Below are 17,121 nucleotides of genomic sequence, written 5' to 3'. Positions count from 1 at the left end.
TTCAATACTAAAAATGTAGAAATATAATTTACAATCTATGAATAATCTTCCCTTTTTACAGGATCTACGCGTTTTTCTTTTAGTGGCGAAAAGAGCCAGTTTTGCCGCCGCTGCGGAAGAGATCGGTGCCTCTCCCGCTTTTATCAGTAAGCGCATTGCGATATTAGAGAATGTATTGAATGTCAGTCTGTTACACCGAACCACACGTCGGGTATCCATCACAGAAGATGGTGAGCGGATTTATGAATGGGCGCAGCATATTCTGAACGATGTTAACCAGATGATGGATGAGCTCTGTGAACTTCGGCAAGAACCGCAGGGAAAGATCAGAATTACCAGTAGTTTTGGCTTTGGCCGGAAGTTCGTTGCTCCGGCATTATCAGCATTGATCCAGACTTATCCACAGCTCGATCTTCGTTTTGATGTGGAAGATCGTCTTGTTGATCTGGCGACCGAAGGGATTGATCTCGATATTCGTATTGGTGATGAGATTGATGACAATCTTATTGCCCGCAAACTGGCATCTAACCGCCGGATCCTCTGTGCATCACCGGATTATCTTGCCCGTCATTCAGTGCCAAAATCAATTAATGAACTCCCTTCTCATGCCTGTCTGGTGATCAAAGAGCGGGATCATCCGTTCGGGATCTGGAAACTACAAAACAGCACAGGAGTTCAATCAATAAAAGTCACTGGACCAATGTCATCCAATCACGGTGAGATCATTCACCAATGGTGTCTGGATGGACACGGTATTATCCTGCGATCATATTGGGATGTTAGAGAAAGTATTAAATCAGGGGCGTTAGTACATATCCTGCCGGAATATTACCAATCAGCGAATATCTGGGCGGTTTACGTTACACGCTTGGCTATGTCCGCCCGTATCAGAGTAACAGTTGAGTTTTTAGAGCGTTATTTTAAGGAGCATTATTTGGAATAGAGTGATACTTCTCATAGATAAGCACACTCTTATTACATAAAATCATTGTCCATTTAATATATGGAAATCACACCTTGAATAATTATAAATTGCTCCCTGCGCTGGTATCAATACTGAAAACACTTAACCTGACCGAGTCTGCAAAACAGTTAAATGTTACCCAGTCTGCAATGAGTAAAACATTAAATCAGCTACGTGAAGATTTTCATGACAGAATTATTGTGCGGGAAGCCAATCAGTTCATCCTGACGAAAAAAGGAGAAAAACTGAAAGCACAACTTCCGGCCTTACTTCAACAGTTAAATAATCTTTATTCACCCGAATTAATGGAACCAAGTCTTTGCAACAGAAAGTTTACTTTAGCTTCCAGCGATTATGTTGCTCAGGCTATTTTACCTTCTATATTGAGCCATATTGAAAAAGAAGCACCTAATATCAGTATTGAATATAAACAATGGCATAAGGATAACCTGTATAACTTAGCTGAGCAGGATGTGGATTTAGTAGCAACAATTGCTGATTCAGTACCCGATAATTTATACGGGAATTTAATGGCGGAAGACCCGCTTGTAGTGGTATTCAGGAACGACCATCCTCATTATAATAACAATATGACGATCAGCAACTATATTAATGGCCGACATATTCTCATCAGTGGCGGTGGAGATAAAAACAGCCCGATTGATCAACAATTAGCGATAATGAACCGGAAACGACATATTTTCGCAACAGTTCCTTTTTTCCAATCAGCCATTGAGTTGGTATTAAAAACGGACACAATGCTGACCATGCCACTGCATATCGCAGCTGATTTTTCTCAGCGATATGATTTAAAAATAAAAACCTTACCTATTGATATCAAGCCACAACAATACTACTTACTCTGGCATGCTAAACACCATGAAGACCCGGAACATAAATGGTTCAGAGAACTTTGCTTACCTTTAATCAAAAATCACCTTGAAAGGACGATAAAATACGGTATGAAATTAATTCATACCCACAAGTAGATTTATCATATTTACAAGAAGATTAATGGCATTAATATACTATCCAGCCAACCCAGGAAAAATATAATGCCATCAATAGAAACACTCATTCCATTTATTGGAATATCAACATTTTTATGCTTCTTACCGGGGCCAGATAATATTTTAGTCTTAAGCCAATCAGCCCTGAACGGACGGAAAACAGGTATATCCATTACCATTGGATTGTGTCTCGGGTTAATAATACATACATCTTTAGTTTCATTAGGTATTGCTGCAATAATACGGGAAAATACTATCGCTTTTGAGATTATTAGAGGGCTCGGAGTACTTTATTTAACCTATCTGGCATGGGGAGCTTTCAATGCCAATCCTATTTGCCTCAAGGATAATTCTAAATTTTTCAGTAAAAGCAGAAAACTTATTAAAAAAGGGATGATAATGAATTTATCAAACCCCAAAGTAATTATTTTCTTTTTGGCTTTCTTGCCACAGTTTATCAGTAACCATGAAGAAGCAATGCCTGTTTCACTACAATTATTATACTTGGGATTGATATTTGTCGGCGTAGCTTTTATTTCATTTACGATGATATCTTACTTGTCTGGTTTTTTACATGAATTTATCGAGAATGATTCATCAGTACAAACTATTTTAAATAAAGTAACAAGTCTTATTTTTATTGGTTTAGCAATTAACTTATTAATGAGTCAGATTTAAGGTTAACAAATTTATTCGTTGAAAGTAAAAAAAAACAAAGGTATGGTAATCCCCATACCCTTTGGTGAGTTAATAATAGAATAAAATAACAGAGATAAAAGTATTGTAGAGAGCGTGTAGTACTATCGGTGTAATCAGAGAGCGAGTATATATCCTTACATGGCAAAGGATAACGGAAAACACAAATAACATAATAAAAGTAGTTGGTGATGAATATTGCATATGCGCGGCAGAAAATAGCAATGATGCTATTATAATGGCTATATTTTTTCCTATTTTTCCATAACCTATTCCTGCATTCAATAAAAAACCACGAAAAACAATCTCTTCGATAATGGGTGCTGCTATACACATAGAAATTATATATAAAAAAAGAGTAATACCAGATAAATCAGCAAGATTTGAAATCCAAGATTCTTCTCTGCCAAGAACTCCATGTATACACATCAATGTAAATACAGCTAAAGCTGGTAATACGAGATCTACCAATCGTAATTTCCCAAGAGGCATTAAGTTAAATTTTTTCTGATAACTACTCCAGCAAAGGAGTGAATAAGGTAACCAGATAAGAATAAATAATACAGGCAGAGCTAAGTTAGCACGATATAGCTCTACCGCATTAGGAAAGAAAATCAACAGGAAAGACAAGGCAAACCAGCCGATATAAACTGCTATGCAAATTAATGAATGGGTAACTCTATCTGTGTATTGCATCATGCTTTAGGGTAACTTCCGTTTAAATGATGATGTTATACCATGAAATTCGCTAAATTATAGTCGTAAAATCCTATTAGGATTGGGGCTAATTGTTCGAATTCACAGGGATCTAAAAATGATCTAACTAAAATTAAAATCAACCAATTTTATCTAACCCGCCAATATCCCCCTTTTTTCGCACCAACCCGAATTAAATACCCACATTCCTGCAATACTTTAATATTTCGTTCTATTGTTCTAGGAGTAACGCCTAAATCACCAGCTAGTTGAGATATTGTTATAGCTGGATGATTGACAATAATAGACAGGATTTTTTTCGCAGTCGCGTTCAGTTGTTGTGTATTTTCTTCCGACATTTGTACCGACATTTGTACCGACATTTCTTCCGACTCTAAGATAGTATCCTGCTGTTCTGTATCAATACTTTCCTTAAGTGCTTCAGCTAATTTTTCCAGTATAAAATCAATAAATACCGTGCAATCACTGGTCTTATCACATTCTCTAAGCACCTGATAATATGCCTGCTGCTGATAATGAATAATGGTTTCAACCGGCAACCATGCCAACTCCGAGCGCCATTCACTCAAAATCAACGTTTGCCATAAACGGCCCATGCGGCCATTACCATCAGCAAATGGATGAATAAATTCAAACTCATAATGAAAAATAGAACTGGCAATTAACGGATGGATATCAGTTTGCTTTAACCATGTAAGTAATTCGTTAATCAAACGGGATATTTGGCTGGCAGGAGGTGCCATATGGATAAGTTTATTTTCACGATAAATACCAACATCATTGCCACGTAATTGCCCCGGAAAATCAATTAATCCCATCATCAATAATCGGTGTGCGGCTAATAAATCAGATAATTGGTGACTACGCCAATCCGGTAATTTCTCATAAGCTAATATGGCATTGTGTACTTCCTGAATATCCTTTGCAGGAGCCAATACACGTTTACCATTCATAATTGCTGTGACTTGCTCGATCGATAAACTATTATGCTCAATAGCCAATGATGCTTGTATTGTGCGAATCCGGTTTTCTTTACGTAACAAAGGAGAATTCATCTCACTTTGTACTGACCAGCGCCCCAATAATTCACCTATTTCTATAACACGATTAAGTATAGATGGAGTGATACGGTAAGGAGGTTGGTAGGCCGCCACATTAATTTCCTCTTGAATTGACCAAGTGTTAAAGTGAGGTTATCACAACATCATATTAACCTGAATTTATAGAATTCTGCCTATGAGTGAATACCAATATTACCATTTTGAACGGCTGGATGGCGTGCTGTCCGCACAGCAAAAAGCCAGTCTGAGAATGATCTCCAGCCGTGCTGAAATCAGTTCGAGTCATTTTACTGTTCATTATAATTACAGTGATTTAAAAGCTGATCCAGATAAACTAATGGTTCAGTATTTTGATATCGGGCTTTACTATGCGAATTGGGGCCAGATTATTTTCTACCTAAAAGTACCGTTAGATACGATCCCGCCGGTATTTATGCGCATTGATGATGGTGATTCTGTAACCTGTGAGAATGTGAATGGGTACGTACTATTCACATTTTCTGTGGATGAAAATGATTATTATATGGACGATGCTGATGCAAGTGATTATCTGAATCATTTGGTTGAGTTACGTTCAGAGTTGCTGAGAGGAGATTACCGTCTGCTATATCTCCCCTGGCTGAAACTCGCATTTGATAACGATGAGACGCTGTCCGAACTCCCTTTGATTAATTTCGATTTTAATCAATTATCTGAAGCACAATTGGCATTTGCAGAATTATTCGGTATTCCTCCAGCAGCATACAAGGCTTTGGGTATGCTGCTTAAATCATCATCAGCACATCCCGCTGAGGTTAAGCAGTTGACCACAGAAGAGCAAATTAATCAGCTATCTGATGCAGATAAAGATTTGTTATTGAAATCCTTATTTGATAAAGGACAACTGACTGTACATCAAGCGCGGGCATTGGTTTGCAAACCATCAACCAGCGATGATTATCAATATTGGCTGAATCCTTCCTCACTTCATACTTATTGGCAGGCTGCGAATGAGGAAATGGAACGGGAACGCTTGCTGGCTGAAGAAAGGGAGCGCGAACAAGAGCGGCTTGCAACATTAAAACGGCTCAATGCGGTCTTTGCCGCAAAAGAAATTCACTGGAAAAATGCGAAGACATACAGTGAACAAGGCCATGCCAGCGCTTACGATAAAGCGGTCAGAGAAATAAAAGATCTGTACGCGGCTTATCAGATTAATAATTCATTAGCCGAATTTGTGACTATTTATCAGTTATTTGCCAAGGGTATAGAGAGAAGAAGAACATTAGTTCAACGATTGGAATTACTCAATCAGGAAATTAATAAGTATCAGGGTAGTATGTAATTTAATTCCCCGTCCTTTTGTGGCTGTTTTGGGCGGGGAATACAGTGAGCAGGATAACTTCCTACTTTAGCTGAGAGTATAAATCCGCAATGGAACGAACCACTGCGGCAGTCGTCTGGCAATCCACTACTGCCGTATGCGCTTTTCCCTTTACTGACACTCCCGCAGCCCGTGCTGCATTGGCCAGTGAAATAGTGCCATATCGGTTTGTTGCGCCATAAAACTGAGCAGCTAATTCCATTGCACACTGAGACTGCAACTGCTTTATCCAACGTGTATACATCGCAAATGCCTTCGCAGTCTGGGCTATAAGCCTGAGATCAAACTTTTCATTAAAAATAATCAAAGGACGGCTGGCCAAAAGCGGGATAAGTTCATCAGCAATCTGCGGCCATTGAGGTTCATTACTCAAAGCACTCAGGGTTATACCGTGGACAGCTTGGGCTTCAGGATCAATCAGTACAGAAGGGCGGAGATAGCGCTGAAAAATCTCCTTCCCATCGATATCTGTAACAGCTATCTCAACGACCTGTGCCTGTTTATCTAAACCTGTGGTTTCAGTATCCAGAATATAGGCACGTTCCGTGATCCATTGATGGGCCTGTGTAATAATTCTTTCTCGGAACATCTTTTTTTCCTTAATAATTTTAAGGATAGTTGCTTTATCGGGATACTTTTCTGGATCAAACACTATTATTATCCTTTCTTATTTATCGTATTAATTCAAATAGGATCTTTAAGCATTAAACCAAATAAAGGATTATCAACAACCGGGACAGCCGCGGTATCAAATTTGTCTGGCTCCGGCAAAAAATCAATATCCCTTAATGCGGCAAACCGTGACGGTGCCAAGTAGGCTTCTTCGATATCATCCGCGTACATCACCATACCAAACTCATTTTCATCCAGCGTCACAAATCGACGATTACGCGTGTTAAACAGTACATAACCAACCACATCAGGATCTTTTTCCATTAACTTTAACGCATCGAGCTCTTTCTTAAGTTTTTTTAGTTTCATAATAAATTTCCTCTCGTTTTAATAGCCACAATTAGTTCCACCTTAAGTTAAAATGCTAACCAATGATTTTTATTGAGGGTTTTAACGGCAACTTCAATTTGCCTTAGAGTAAATTGCTGCTTGTGCTGGTTCCAACTGTGTACAGCCCGAGTTATTTCCTCTGCGCTTTTTGTGTGCTCATACTTAATCAGCCAGTACAGTGGCTCCCCAGCCTCTTGCATAAAATAAAGCAGCCTATGTACCTCAAGCAGAGAATACGTTACCTAGAAGTGGTCCTCTGCATAGTAATGCATATCATATCTATTCAGACAATCAAATTCCGTGTGCCACTACAGTTCGGAAGCAGTGAGTATAAGTGAGGCTGAGGTGGGTGTCTTATGGAAGCCTCATTTTACTTTTTTATCTATATTTAGAATAAATTTGTAACTACTATTTAAGATAGGATATCTATTAGGTTAGGGTAATTGACTCCAGCCGGAAGAATGAATAAATGACAAAAATCGTCGACACGATAAAAAATTTCTACTAGCTTAACCATAGCTTGTTCTCCCTCAGAGCAGTTTTTCAACATTTACCAAAACTTTCTTCTGAAACAGGCAGTTAGTCGATTTTTATCCAAAACTCAGGTTAATTAAAAGGATTAAGCTCAATGTCGAGTATGGTGTTTTGCCGCGGGTGCGGTAATAAAATTCACGAAACAGCTAAGGCGTGTCCAAACTGTGGTGCAATACAAGGCACTGTAGGAACTAAAAACCGTATCGCTGCTGCGCTCTTAGCATTTTTTCTAGGGGGTATTGGCGTTCATAAGTTTTATCTGGGTAAAATCGTGCAAGGCTTTTTATATCTGATTTTCTGTTGGACGTTCATCCCTTACATCATTTCTTTCATTGAATTCATTATTTACTTGTGCAATTCCGATGAAGAGTTTGCCCGTAAGTATGGTTAACCCTCTAATAAGTTTAATTAAAATGGGGTAAGCAGTACCGAAATCGTACATCAGCAAAAATAAAATAGAGCAATTTTAAATGAAATTTGGCAGAAATGATCCTTGTCCCTGTGGCAGCGGGAAAAAATACAAACGTTGTTGTATGGATAGCGTTTCAAAGCAACAGGCGAAATTGTTAGATGATATTTCGCAATTCGCTGCTATGAACCCAAATCTGACGCTAGATGAGCTAAATGCGGTTACTCAACATAGAGTAAATGAGCATAATAATCGGCCTAATACTGAGTTTTGTGGCCTATCACCAACCCAAATGAACAATTGGATGTATGCGCCATTCGATCAATTGTCTTGTGTCACCATCAACACGCCGGATGATTTATCAAGTAGCCCAGTGATGCGCTATTTAGGGTTAATCTTAGATGAAGCGATGCAGAATGAAGGCTCATTTAAAGCGACCACCAAAGGTAACTTACCCACAAAACTGGTAAAACAAGCCTGTGATTTGTTGCCTGAATTTCCAGTGGCTAAGTTTATTAGGATCAATGAATTTTCTGGTAGTAATGAAGATAAATTTAATGCACTGCATTACACTCGGATATTGGCAGAAATTGCTGGCATTATTTACCGTAGAAGTGGTCGCTACTATGTGAAAAAAGATGTGCAGAAGCAATATCAAACCCATGGCATTAATGCCTTTTTCTTACCTATGCTAGAAGCCGCAACCACACAGTATAATTGGGGCTACTTGGACAATTGGGAAGACATTGATATACGCACTTTCTGGCTGTTTATGGTTTGGCGTCTACAATGCCATGGTTCTGTTGATCAATTAAGTGAAGAAGTCACTACTGCATTCCCTGCTTTACTTCATCAGTTCATACCGGATGAGTACTTTTCACCAACAGAGTCACTCAAAATGGTGATTGAATCTCGCTTTATCGCGCGTTTTTTGCAGTTTTGGGGATTTGTAACGATTGAATATAAATGGGGTCCTATTGAAAACGCATTACCCAGAAAAGCAGATATCCTGCCATTGCTGACGCAGACTTTCCGGTTTGCAGTTTAATACGCGCGCGGGTATGGGATTGCTAAAACAACTTTATTGCCGCCAATAAATCCTGAACCTTTGAAAATATGGGGGTTGTACCATTGGATGCAGGCATTCCCAGTTAAACAAGTCCAAGCAGTGTGTAAAACGCAACGACGTCAGGGGCTACATCCAAAAAAGTCATGAACCCAATAGTTAGATTGCTTGTGAAATAGAGTGGTTAACCCGAATTCTGCTCGTCACGATATCGTACGTTTAGGTTAAATCATATCGCTGAGCATAAAAAAATCCGGCCTGCTTAATGCATGACCGGATTAAGAAAATATTTAGTTTTGATTCATGCGTATATTACGCGATCACTCCACCGTCACCGATTTCGCCAAATTCCTCGGCTGATCCACATCGGTACCTTTGATCAAGGCAACGTGGTAAGACAGCAATTGCAGTGGCACGGTGTAGAAGATCGGCGCGATCAGTTCTTCTACGTGTGGCAGGGAGATGATCTTCATGTTTTCACTGTCGGTGAAACCAGCATCCTGATCGGCGAAGACGTACAACTGACCGCCACGAGCGCGGACTTCTTCAATGTTGGATTTCAGTTTTTCCAGCAGTTCGTTGTTTGGTGCAACGATGATAACCGGCATATCCGCATCAATCAGTGCCAGTGGGCCGTGTTTCAGTTCACCCGCTGCGTAAGCTTCTGCGTGGATGTAAGAGATCTCTTTCAGTTTCAGAGCACCTTCAACCGCGATCGGATATTGATCGCCACGGCCAAGGAATAATGCGTGGTGTTTTTCAGAGAAGTCTTCTGCCAGTGCTTCAATCACTTTGTCTTTCGACAACATGCTTTCAATGCGGCTTGGTAACGCATGCAGGGAATGAACGATATTCTGCTCCAGAGAGTCATCAGCACCTTTCAGGCGCCCCATATAAGCCACCAGCATCAGCAATACGGTTAGCTGAGTAGTAAACGCTTTGGTGGATGCTACGCCAATTTCTGCGCCCGCTTTGGTCATCAGAGCAAAGTCTGATTCGCGTACCAGAGAGGAACCCGCAACGTTACAGATGGTCAGGGAAGTCAGGTAACCCAGTTCTTTGGATAAACGCAGTGCTGCCAGTGTGTCCGCTGTTTCACCGGATTGGGACAGGGTGATCAACAGGCTGCCTTTACGGCAGGCTGGTTTGCGGTAACGGAATTCAGAGGCGATTTCTACATCACATGGAATACCCGCCAGTGATTCAAACCAGTAGCGGGAAACCATACCAGCATTGAAAGACGTTCCACAGGCAACGATCTGGATATGTTCAACCTGAGACAGTAATTCTGCTGCGTTAGCTCCCAGCTCGGACAGATTAACTTCACCATGACTCACACGGCCTTCCAGTGTGTTTTTAATCGCCATTGGCTGTTCGTAAATCTCTTTCTGCATGTAGTGACGGTAAACACCTTTGTCACCTGCATCATACTGAACGCTGGATTCAATCTGCTCGCGCTCAACGGCTTCGCCCTGCACATCAAAAATGCGAACAGTGCGGCGGGTGATTTCAGCAACGTCGCCTTCTTCCAGATAAATAAAGCGGCGAGTCACCGGCAGTAATGCCAGCTGGTCAGATGCCAGGAAGTTTTCACCTACACCCAGACCAATCACTAATGGGCTACCGGAACGCGCAGCCACCAGCACGTCTGGTTGACGGCTATCCATAATGACGGTGCCATAAGCGCCGCGCAATTGTGGGATAACACGCTGTACGATTTCCAGCAATGAGCCACCTTGTTGCTGTTCCCAGTGCACAAGATGAGCAATGGTTTCAGTATCGGTATCTGAAGAGAAACCATAACCACGTGCTTTCAGTTCTTCACGCAGTTCTTCATGGTTTTCAATAATCCCGTTATGTACAACCGCAATATGTTCAGAAACATGAGGGTGAGCGTTGCGTTCGTTTGGCTCTCCGTGCGTCGCCCAACGGGTATGAGCAATACCTGTACCACCGATAACAGCCTGTTTATCAGCTTCATCAGCCAACATCTGTACTTTGCCCACTTCACGCAGACGAGTCATCTGATTTTCGCTGTCAACGACAGCCATACCCGCAGAGTCATAGCCACGGTATTCCAGACGACGAAGACCTTCGATCAGTATTTCTGCTATATCACGCTGTGCTACTGCACCAACGATTCCACACATGTGTTTTTATTCCTAAAAATAGGGCTGTAAACGCCCTTTTTATGTCTCACAACCTGATTGTGTTCCGGCAAATCTCGTTCTGGATTTACCGGTCCCCGAGCTTTGTAGAGATGGGGTTTTATTATGGGTATATCTTATTTATTTTTTCTTAACAGGACGTTTCCAGTCCCTAATATGAGTTTGCTTAACACGGCTGATAACCAGCTCATTTTCAGCAACATCTTTTGTTACGGTGGTTCCTGCGCCGATAGTGACACCTTTAGCAATGTTTACAGGGGCAACAAGCTGGCTGTCAGAACCCACAAATACGTCATCACCAATGATAGTCTTAAATTTATTGGCGCCATCATAGTTACAGGTAATGGTTCCTGCACCGATATTTACATTACTTCCAATTTCAGAATCACCCAAATAAGTCAGGTGCCCTGCTTTGGAACCTTTGCCAAGGGAGGATTTTTTCATTTCAACGAAATTGCCGACATGGGCTTTTTCCGCCAGTTTAGAACCCGGACGCAAGCGAGCAAAAGGCCCGACTGTACATTCAGCCGCGAGTTCAGAGTCTTCTATTACAGTATAAGGGCTGATTACCGCACCATCACCGATAACGCAGTTTTTCAGAATACAGCCAGAGCCTACCTGAACGTTATTCCCCAATACGACATGACCTTCAATAATGACATTGGTATCAATGGTAATATCGCGGCCATGCTCTAATGTTCCTCGCAGATCGAAACGAGCCGGGTCGAGTAACATGACACCCGCCAGCAATAATTTCTCCGCTTGTTCAGACTGGTAAATACGTTCTAATGCAGAAAGCTGAAGACGGTTGTTAACCCCTTCCATTTCACTTAAACGGCTTGGATGAACAGCTTTAATCTGACGGCCTTCCTGATGTGCAAGTGCAATAACGTCTGTCAGGTAGTATTCACCTTGTGCGTTATTGTTTTCCAGTTTAGATAACCAGCGTTTCAAATCACCACCGTTTGCGACCAGAATGCCGGTGTTGATTTCGTTGATTTTACGCTGCTCGTCAGTCGCATCTTTTTGTTCGATGATCCCTGTGACTTCGCCATTTTCACGGATGATACGACCATATCCGGTCGGGTTATCCAAAATAGCGGTTAATAAGCCAATACCGCCTTCTGGTTTAGCTTCAATCAAACGTTCTAACGTATCCTGAGCAATCAGTGGTACATCGCCGTAGAGGATCAGAATATCTTCATCATCGGCAAAATGTGGAGCCGCCTGCTGCATCGCGTGGCCAGTACCTAGCTGTTCTGCTTGCAATACCCAGTTCAGGTTTTGATTAGCGTTTTTCTGGCCTGAAAGAGTTTGTTTCATCAGGTCGCCGCCATGCCCATATACCAGATGAACATTTTGGGTACCCAATGCCATTGCAGTATCAATGACATGCTGAACCATCGGCTTTCCTGCCAGTGAGTGCAGGACTTTAGGGAGGTCAGAATACATGCGGGTTCCTTTTCCCGCAGCCAGTATCACAACACTTTTTGCACTCGTTGATTTGGAAGTTATTGGCTTGGAAACAGTTGCGTTGGATGTAATAGACATAAGAAACCTGACAATTCCGATTTTAAGTATAAAAGTAAACCTGTTTACGAAATAAATTGCTACATATTTCGTAATGCAAAAAAGCCAGTTAGCATGACTAACTGGCTTTTTATCTACTGCCTTACCCTCTGTCTTTCCAATTATCTCAATGCAATTCGAAATCCATTGGGTATTTACCTTTTATCTCTCAAATTTAACTTTATCAGTTAATATTTGAAATTTATTAGGTAATCCTACATCAGCTTTTTCGTCAGTTCGATTACACGAAGTTTTGCAATCGCTTTCGACAATTCAGCAGATGCCTGAGCATAATCAACATCGCCGTGGGAATTACGGACATGTTCTTCCGCCTTGCGCTTGGCTTCAAGCACTTTGGCTTCATCCAAATCCTTACCACGGATCGCTGTATCGGCCAGTACGATCACGCCGTTTGGCTGAACTTCCAGAATACCACCTGACAGGTAGATAAACTCTTCTTCACCAAACTGCTTAACAATACGTATCATGCCAGGTTTTATGGCAGTAAGCAGCGGAGTGTGCTGAGGATAAATCCCCAACTCACCTTCACTACCAGTCACCTGAATTTTCTGTACCAGCCCTTCAAACATCAGTTTTTCAGCGCTGACTACGTTCAGGGAGAACGTCATTGCAGCCATATCAACCTCCCGTCAGCCGTATTAAAGCTTCTTAGCTTTTTCTATAGCTTCTTCGATGGTACCAACCATGTAGAACGCCTGCTCTGGCAGGTGGTCATAATCACCGTTCAGGATGCCTTTGAAGCCACGGATGGTGTCTTTCAGAGAAACGAATTTACCTGGTGAACCGGTAAATACTTCTGCAACGAAGAATGGCTGAGACAGGAAGCGCTGGATCTTACGAGCACGAGCAACAACCAGTTTGTCATCTTCTGACAGTTCGTCCATACCCAGAATCGCGATGATGTCTTTCAGTTCCTGATAACGTTGCAGGATAGACTGAACGCCACGAGCTACGTCATAGTGCTCTTGACCAACAACGAGTGGATCAAGCTGACGGCTGGTTGAATCCAGTGGGTCAACCGCTGGGTAGATACCCAGAGATGCGATCTGACGGCTCAGTACAACAGTTGCATCCAAGTGAGCAAAGGTTGTTGCTGGTGATGGGTCAGTCAAGTCATCCGCAGGAACGTAAACAGCCTGTACGGAAGTGATTGAACCAGTTTTGGTAGAGGTGATACGTTCTTGCAGAACACCCATCTCTTCCGCCAGCGTTGGCTGATAACCTACCGCAGATGGCATACGACCCAACAGTGCCGATACTTCGGTACCTGCCAGGGTATAACGGTAAATGTTATCGACGAACAACAGAACGTCACGGCCTTCATCACGGAATTTTTCCGCCATGGTCAGACCGGTCAGAGCAACACGCAGACGGTTTCCTGGTGGCTCATTCATCTGACCGTATACCAGAGATACTTTGTCCAGTACGTTGGAGTCTGTCATTTCATGATAGAAGTCGTTACCTTCACGAGTACGTTCACCTACACCTGCAAATACAGAGTAACCGGAGTGCTCGATCGCGATGTTACGGATCAGCTCCATCATGTTAACGGTTTTACCTACACCCGCACCACCGAACAGACCGACTTTACCACCTTTAGCGAATGGACAAATCAGGTCCATTACTTTGATACCGGTTTCCAGCAGTTCCTGAGAGTTAGATAACTCTTCATAGCTTGGTGCAGTACGGTGAATTGACCAGCGCTCTTGCTCGCCAATGTCACCTTTCATATCAATCGGGTCACCCAGTACGTTCATGATACGACCCAGAGTCGCTTCACCAACAGGGACTTCGATTGGATGACCTAAATCAGTCACTTCCAAATTACGGCGCAGACCATCAGAAGTACCCATTGCGATACAGCGAACGATACCGCCGCCTAACTGTTGCTGAACTTCCAGCACCAGTTTTTCTTCACCGTTTTTAACCTCAAGGGCATCGTATACTTTTGGTACGCTGTCCTGAGGGAATTCGACGTCCACCACGGCGCCGATTACCTGGATAATCTTTCCAGTAGCCATCTTGAATCCTCTACGTAATTCGTAAACCTAGCTGTTAAACCGCAGCTGCACCCGAAACGATTTCGGTGAGTTCCTGAGTAATGCTGGCCTGACGAGCTTTGTTGTAAACCAACTGCAACTCTTTGATCAGGTTGCCACCGTTATCAGTCGCGGCTTTCATCGCTACCATTCGTGCGGCCTGCTCACTAGCCAGGTTTTCAACGACGCCCTGATAAACTTGCGATTCTATATAGCGACGCAGCAAGGTATCCAACAGCGCCTTAGGATCTGGTTCATACAGATAATCCCAGGACTTCTTCTTCAGTGTTTCATCGTCTCCGGCTGGCAGAGGCAATAACTGAGTGATTGTCGGAACCTGAGACATTGTATTGTGGAACTTGTTTGTCACTATATACAGTTTATCCAGACGCCCTTCGTCATATGCTTGCATCATGACGCTGACTGGCCCGATCAATTCGGACAATGATGGGTTATCTCCCATCCCTGTTACCTGGGCAACAACGTTGCCACCAACAGAAGAAAAGAAAGAAACCGCTTTTGATCCAATAAGTGCCAAATCAACCTGGACTTTTTTATCAGACCAGTCTTTCATTTCTATCAGCAATTTTTTGAACAAGTTAATGTTCAAACCGCCACATAAACCACGGTCAGTAGAAACAACCACGTACCCAACGCGTTTAACTTCACGCTCTTCAAGGTATGGGTGTTTGTACTCCAGATTACCTAACGCAAGGTGTCCAATCACGCTGCGAATGGTATCTGCATAAGGACGGCTGGCCGCCATGCGGTCCTGCGTTTTACGCATTTTGGACGCGGCGACCATTTCCATCGCTTTAGTGATTTTCTGCGTGTTCTGCACACTGGCGATTTTGGTACGTATCTCTTTTGCGCCGGCCATTTCTGCTTCTCCGTATTCAACCAGACGGCCCGTGTTTTTTCATTAAACAGAATCAAACAGGGCCGAATAGTGTTACCAGGACTGAGTCGCCTTGAAGGATTCCAACAGAGCTTTCAGCTTCGCTTCGATCTCTCCGTTGTAATCGCCAGACTGGTCAATCTCTTTCAGAAGATCAGCATGTTCATGGCTAGCATACGCCAACAGCGCAGATTCGAAACTGACCACTTTCGCGATTTCGACATCTTCCAGATAGCCACGCTCAGCAGCAAACAGAGACAGAGCCTGTTGTGCGATAGACATTGGCTGATACTGTTTCTGTTTCAACAGCTCAGTTACTTTCTGACCATGATCCAGCTGCTTACGAGTCGCATCATCCAGATCAGATGCAAACTGGGAGAATGCCGCCAGTTCGCGGTACTGAGCCAGAGCAGTACGGATACCACCAGACAGTTTCTTGATAATCTTAGTCTGAGCAGCACCACCTACACGGGATACGGAAATCCCTGGGTTAACCGCCGGACGAATACCTGCGTTGAACAGAGCAGATTCAAGGAAGATCTGACCATCAGTAATGGAGATAACGTTTGTCGGTACGAATGCAGAAACGTCACCAGCCTGTGTTTCGATGATTGGCAGTGCTGTCAGAGAACCTGTTTTGCCTTTCACTTCACCATTGGTGTACTTTTCAACATATTCAGCGTTAACACGCGCTGCACGCTCCAACAGACGGGAGTGCAGATAGAAAACGTCACCAGGGAATGCTTCACGTCCAGGTGGACGGCGCAGCAACAGAGAAATCTGACGGTAAGCAACAGCCTGTTTAGACAGGTCATCGTAAACAATCAGGGCATCTTCACCACGATCACGGAAGTATTCACCCATCGCACAGCCAGAATACGGTGCCAGATATTGCAGGGCAGCAGATTCAGAAGCAGATGCAACAACAACGATGGTGTTTTTCAGTGCGTCATGCTCTTCCAGTTTACGAACTACGTTAGCAATAGTAGAGGCTTTCTGACCAATCGCTACGTAAATACATTTGATACCGGAATCACGTTGGTTAATGATCGCATCAATCGCCAGTGCAGTTTTACCTGTCTGACGGTCACCGATAACCAGCTCACGCTGACCACGGCCGATTGGGATCATGGCATCAACAGATTTGTAACCTGTCTGGACAGGCTGGTCAACGGATTGACGATCAATAACCCCCGGAGCGATAACTTCTACTGGGGAGAAACCATCGTGCTCAACAGCACCTTTACCGTCGATTGGCTCACCCAGTGTGTTAACAACACGACCCAGCAAACCACGACCAACAGGTACTTCCAAAATACGGCCAGTACATTTGACTTTCATGCCTTCGGCCAAGTCAGCATACGGACCCATAACAACCGCACCCACGGAGTCTCGCTCCAGGTTCAGTGCAATTGCATAACGGTTGCCAGGCAGTGCAATCATCTCACCCTGCATGACATCGGCTAAACCGTGGACACGAATGATACCGTCGTTAACGGAAACAATCGTACCTTCATTGTGAGCTTCGCTCACCACATTGAACTGAGCAATACGCTGTTTGATCAGTTCGCTGATTTCGGTGGAATTCAGTTGCATATGCTCCA

16 protein-coding genes are annotated in these 17,121 nt (G+C 42.9%); 6 read left to right on the top strand and 10 right to left on the bottom strand.

Annotation, left to right across the window (positions count from 1 at the left end; genetic code table 11):
* Positions 1 to 37 precede the first annotated feature (37 nt).
* From Xsto_RS06675 to Xsto_RS06665, 3 genes are all read left to right on the top strand, one after another.
* Positions 38 to 943, top strand: a complete 906-nt coding sequence (locus Xsto_RS06675) for a LysR substrate-binding domain-containing protein (protein ID WP_099110067.1) — start codon at positions 38 to 40, stop codon at positions 941 to 943.
* Positions 944 to 1,017: 74 nt separating this feature from the next.
* The gene (locus Xsto_RS06670; protein WP_099124477.1) at positions 1,018 to 1,953 is read left to right on the top strand and encodes a LysR family transcriptional regulator; all 936 of its coding nucleotides are present in this window, start codon (positions 1,018 to 1,020) and stop codon (positions 1,951 to 1,953) included.
* A 66-nt stretch (positions 1,954 to 2,019) separates the two neighbouring features.
* Positions 2,020 to 2,652 carry a LysE family translocator gene (locus Xsto_RS06665; RefSeq protein WP_099124476.1) on the top strand — a complete coding sequence of 211 codons (633 nt, stop codon included), beginning with the start codon at positions 2,020 to 2,022 and terminating at the stop codon, positions 2,650 to 2,652.
* Between the two features lie 69 nt (positions 2,653 to 2,721).
* On the opposite strand, the gene Xsto_RS06660 is transcribed toward Xsto_RS06665, so the two are convergent.
* Together Xsto_RS06660 and Xsto_RS06655 are read right to left on the bottom strand one after the other, a co-directional pair.
* The gene (locus Xsto_RS06660) at positions 2,722 to 3,369 is read right to left on the bottom strand and encodes a CPBP family intramembrane glutamic endopeptidase (protein ID WP_099124474.1); all 648 of its coding nucleotides are present in this window, start codon (positions 3,367 to 3,369) and stop codon (positions 2,722 to 2,724) included.
* A gap of 146 nt (positions 3,370 to 3,515) precedes the next feature.
* Entirely contained in the window at positions 3,516 to 4,541 is a 1,026-nt protein-coding gene (locus tag Xsto_RS06655; RefSeq protein WP_099124472.1) for a Fic family protein, read from the bottom strand.
* 82 nt (positions 4,542 to 4,623) lie between these two features.
* Here Xsto_RS06655 and Xsto_RS06650 point away from each other — a divergent pair, with 82 nt between their 5' ends.
* Positions 4,624 to 5,772, top strand: a complete 1,149-nt coding sequence (locus tag Xsto_RS06650; protein WP_099124470.1) for a hypothetical protein — start codon at positions 4,624 to 4,626, stop codon at positions 5,770 to 5,772.
* 61 nt (positions 5,773 to 5,833) lie between these two features.
* On the opposite strand, the gene Xsto_RS06645 is transcribed toward Xsto_RS06650, so the two are convergent.
* Together Xsto_RS06645 and Xsto_RS06640 are read right to left on the bottom strand one after the other, a co-directional pair.
* A complete protein-coding gene (locus tag Xsto_RS06645; RefSeq protein ID WP_141554494.1) occupies positions 5,834 to 6,400 on the bottom strand; it encodes a 3'-5' exonuclease in 567 nt (188 codons plus the stop codon).
* A 95-nt stretch (positions 6,401 to 6,495) separates the two neighbouring features.
* Complete coding sequence (locus Xsto_RS06640) at positions 6,496 to 6,792, bottom strand: hypothetical protein (protein WP_099124467.1); 297 nt, start codon at positions 6,790 to 6,792, stop codon at positions 6,496 to 6,498.
* A 649-nt stretch (positions 6,793 to 7,441) separates the two neighbouring features.
* Here Xsto_RS06640 and Xsto_RS06635 point away from each other — a divergent pair.
* Both Xsto_RS06635 and Xsto_RS06630 read left to right on the top strand, forming a co-directional pair.
* Positions 7,442 to 7,738 carry a TM2 domain-containing protein gene (locus Xsto_RS06635; protein ID WP_099124466.1) on the top strand — a complete coding sequence of 99 codons (297 nt, stop codon included), beginning with the start codon at positions 7,442 to 7,444 and terminating at the stop codon, positions 7,736 to 7,738.
* A gap of 79 nt (positions 7,739 to 7,817) precedes the next feature.
* Entirely contained in the window at positions 7,818 to 8,804 is a 987-nt protein-coding gene (locus tag Xsto_RS06630) for a YecA family protein (protein ID WP_099124464.1), read from the top strand.
* Positions 8,805 to 9,142: 338 nt separating this feature from the next.
* Here Xsto_RS06630 and glmS read toward each other — a convergent pair whose 3' ends face one another.
* The 6 genes from glmS to atpA form a co-directional block, all read right to left on the bottom strand.
* On the bottom strand, positions 9,143 to 10,972 hold the full coding sequence (gene glmS / locus Xsto_RS06625) for a glutamine--fructose-6-phosphate transaminase (isomerizing) (protein ID WP_099124463.1): 1,830 nt from the start codon (positions 10,970 to 10,972) through the stop codon (positions 9,143 to 9,145).
* Between the two features lie 138 nt (positions 10,973 to 11,110).
* Entirely contained in the window at positions 11,111 to 12,541 is a 1,431-nt protein-coding gene (glmU, locus tag Xsto_RS06620) for a bifunctional UDP-N-acetylglucosamine diphosphorylase/glucosamine-1-phosphate N-acetyltransferase GlmU (RefSeq protein ID WP_099124462.1), read from the bottom strand.
* 233 nt (positions 12,542 to 12,774) lie between these two features.
* Positions 12,775 to 13,197, bottom strand: a complete 423-nt coding sequence (locus tag Xsto_RS06615) for a F0F1 ATP synthase subunit epsilon (RefSeq protein ID WP_099110077.1) — start codon at positions 13,195 to 13,197, stop codon at positions 12,775 to 12,777.
* A gap of 21 nt (positions 13,198 to 13,218) precedes the next feature.
* On the bottom strand, positions 13,219 to 14,601 hold the full coding sequence (gene atpD / locus Xsto_RS06610; protein ID WP_099110078.1) for a F0F1 ATP synthase subunit beta: 1,383 nt from the start codon (positions 14,599 to 14,601) through the stop codon (positions 13,219 to 13,221).
* 34 nt (positions 14,602 to 14,635) lie between these two features.
* Entirely contained in the window at positions 14,636 to 15,499 is an 864-nt protein-coding gene (gene atpG, locus Xsto_RS06605; RefSeq protein WP_099110079.1) for a F0F1 ATP synthase subunit gamma, read from the bottom strand.
* Positions 15,500 to 15,571: 72 nt separating this feature from the next.
* The gene (gene atpA / locus Xsto_RS06600) at positions 15,572 to 17,113 is read right to left on the bottom strand and encodes a F0F1 ATP synthase subunit alpha (RefSeq protein WP_099110080.1); all 1,542 of its coding nucleotides are present in this window, start codon (positions 17,111 to 17,113) and stop codon (positions 15,572 to 15,574) included.
* Positions 17,114 to 17,121 lie beyond the last annotated feature (8 nt).

Origin of the sequence: Xenorhabdus stockiae (genome assembly GCF_002632825.1) — a bacterium.
GTDB lineage: Bacteria > Pseudomonadota > Gammaproteobacteria > Enterobacterales > Enterobacteriaceae > Xenorhabdus > Xenorhabdus stockiae.
The sequence above is the reverse complement of the archived record's forward strand: the minus strand, read 5'-3'. Positions and strand labels throughout refer to the sequence as shown.